This window comes from Bacteroidales bacterium, from assembly GCA_023229505.1.
Classification (GTDB): domain Bacteria; phylum Bacteroidota; class Bacteroidia; order Bacteroidales; family JAGOPY01; genus JAGOPY01.
Genome location: JALNZD010000102.1, coordinates 1 through 2957, shown reverse-complemented (window position 1 = coordinate 2957; position 2957 = coordinate 1). Strand labels below are relative to the sequence as shown.

The 2957-nt window shown below is 45.9% G+C and carries 2 protein-coding genes; both read left to right on the top strand.

Annotated elements, in window-relative coordinates:
* Positions 1-121 precede the first annotated feature (121 nt).
* On the top strand, positions 122-967 hold the full coding sequence (locus M0Q51_17350) for a bifunctional 5,10-methylenetetrahydrofolate dehydrogenase/5,10-methenyltetrahydrofolate cyclohydrolase (protein ID MCK9401735.1): 846 nt from the start codon (positions 122-124) through the stop codon (positions 965-967).
* A gap of 115 nt (positions 968-1082) precedes the next feature.
* On the top strand, positions 1083-2957 hold a 1875-nt coding region (locus tag M0Q51_17345; protein MCK9401734.1), incomplete at its 3' end, for a RecQ family ATP-dependent DNA helicase.

The window sequence follows — 2957 nt, the reverse complement described above, 5'->3', positions numbered from 1 at the left end:
TGTTCTAAGTTTCCGATACCGAGCGTTTAATTTAATCTGTCATTCCCGCGCAGGCGGGAATCTAGGTTTGTTATATATTCATGAAAGATTCCCGCCTGCGCGGGAATGACAGAAATATCGTATGCAATTAATTGACGGTAAAAAAATCGCTGAACGGATTAAAGATGAAGTCGTTCAGGAAATAGCGAACTTAAAAGGTGCCAGGCCGAACCTGGCGATTGTTTTAGTCGGCGAGCGTGACGATTCCAAGCTCTATGTCCGGCTTAAAGAAAAACAAGCGAAAGAAGTGGGCATTGACACCCATTTATATCAATGCGACGCCGATGTCAGCGAAGCCGAACTTATTTCAATGATTGATTTTTTGAATGCAGACGAAACAATTGATGGTATTTTAGTCCAGCTGCCATTGCCCGAAGGCCTTGATGCCGACAAGGTGATTGAACGGATCCTGCCAGACAAAGATGTTGACGGTTTTCATCCTTATAATTTAAATCAATTTCTTTTAAACTGTAACAATCCGAATATACCGCCGATTGTCGCGGTAATTCTGGAAATTAATAAGGAAATTAATTTTGATTTAAAAGGCAAGTCAGCCGTGGCGATAGTCAACTCTGAACTTTTTGGACAGGCGATTAAACACGCGCTTGAGTGCGGGGGTACGCTTTGCACAATTCTTCATCAAGATGATGATGAGCTCGCGGCAAAATCAAGCAAGGCCGATTTACTGATTAGCGCCATAGGTCATCCGGGGCTGATTACTAAAGAGTTTGTTAAGCCGGGCGCGGTAATTATTGATATAGGTATAAACCGCCTGCCTGATGGCAGGGTGGCAGGCGATGTTGACCTGGAAAGCGTTAAGGATGTAACCGGTTTTTTGACTCCGGTTCCGGGGGGTGTCGGGCCGATGACCATCGCCATGGCTTTAAAAAATACCCTGCGCTTGTTTAAGGAAAAAATAAACAAATAACCGCTAATTCATAAATCATGATCAAGGCTTGATTTTATTAAGAGCCATGAGCCATGGGTTGTGAATTATTTTTGTTTGGTTGAACAATTATGAATATTATTGTTATTATGAGTTTATGCCAATTATCGATAAGCAAAAACAGCAACTGAAAGAGTTGCTGAAAATACATTATGGCTTTACTGATTTCCGTCCCGGGCAGGAACGGGTGCTTGATAATGTGCTGGCCGGCAAGAGCACGGTGGTGCTGATGCCGACCGGCGGCGGTAAGTCGCTCTGTTATCAGCTGCCGGCTTTAGTGCTGGAGGGAATAACAATTGTAGTTTCGCCCTTGATTGCCTTGATGAAGGATCAGGTAGACGGACTCGCCCGCGTAGGCATCCCGGCAACTTTTATTAATTCTTCGATTTCGCCAGTGGAAACCCAAAGCAGGTTAGATGGTGTCAAGAATGGCAATTATAAACTTTTATATATTGCGCCGGAACGTTTTTACAGCCAGGAATTTTTAGCCGCGCTTGCACAAGTGAAGGTCAGCTTATTCGCGGTGGACGAGGCCCATTGCATCAGTTCCTGGGGGCATGATTTTCGGCCGAGTTATTTGAAGTTGAAATCAGCAATAGAGTTTTTAAAAAATCCAACCGTACTGGCACTCACGGCGACCGCCACGCCTGAGGTGCGCGATGACATCGCGAAACAACTCGGCCTGATTAATCCGAAATTGGTGGTGATCGGTTTTGCCCGACCGAATCTGCAGTTTGGCGTTGTTCGGGCAAATGAAGGTCAGAAGCCGAGCGTGGTGATTGAGGCGGTGACTAGCGCGCCGGACGGTTCAGGAATTATTTACGTTGGAACGCGCGCTCGCGCCGACCAGCTGTTGCAGACGCTACTTGATAACAATATCGAGGCGATTGGCTATCACGCCGGCATGGATTCGGAAGACCGCAAATGGGTTCAGGAAAAATTCATGAAAGGCGAGGCGCGGGTAATCATTGCCACCAATGCTTTCGGTTTGGGAATTGATAAGCGCGACATTCGTTTTGTAATACATTATGACATGCCGGGTACTATTGAAGCCTATTATCAGGAGGCGGGCCGCGCCGGGCGCGATGGCCAGCCGAGTTTTTGCCTGCTGCTCTATAACTCGCGCGATCGATTTTTACAGGAGTTTTTTATCAAGGGTGATAATCCGCCGCCGGAAATTATTTTGGAAATTTATGAACTCTTACTCAACTACGATTCTGATACGGTAATGATTACTTATAGCGAGCTGGGCGGCCTGCTTTCTGACAGCGTGCCGGAAATGGCCGTCGGCACCGCCTTAAAACTCCTGGAACGGGAAGGTTATCTGCGCCGCGTTCAGGATCGGGCCGGCAGCGCTTATTTACAGTTGACGAAAACATTTGAGGAAGCGACTAAATCATTCGGTAAACGTTCCAAAACGCAAATCGATATATTCAACCGGTTTTATGAAAAATACAGCCAAGAGCTGATCAAGGGTTTTTATCTCAACCTGGAAGAGGCAGCCGGAATTTTGGAAATCAAAAAAGACAGTTTGCGCCGGCTGATTAAGAAGCTGGAGGAGGCTGACGTTGCGGATTACCGCCCGCCTTTTAAGGGAACGGAAATTCAAATTTTACAGCGCCTGAATCGAAGCGAGATTAAGCTTGATTTTTCGGCGCTAAAAAATAAATTACGGCATGCTTATGCCAAGTTGGATAAGATGGAGGATTATGTCTATCATTTTGACTGTCGGCCGAAATATATTTTGGATTATTTTGGCGAGGGCGATGCGGCGGTCTGCGGACATTGTGATAATTGCATGACCGGCGAGCGACAGGCAGGCTATATCGCGACCTATCTTGATAAACAGGATGAATTAAATCAAGTTGAGACAAAAAAGAGGAAGGCAGATGCCAGACTAAATACTAAATTGACCCAGCTGGTTACTTTTGATTTATATAATAAGGGCATGTCAATTGATGAGATGGCGCAG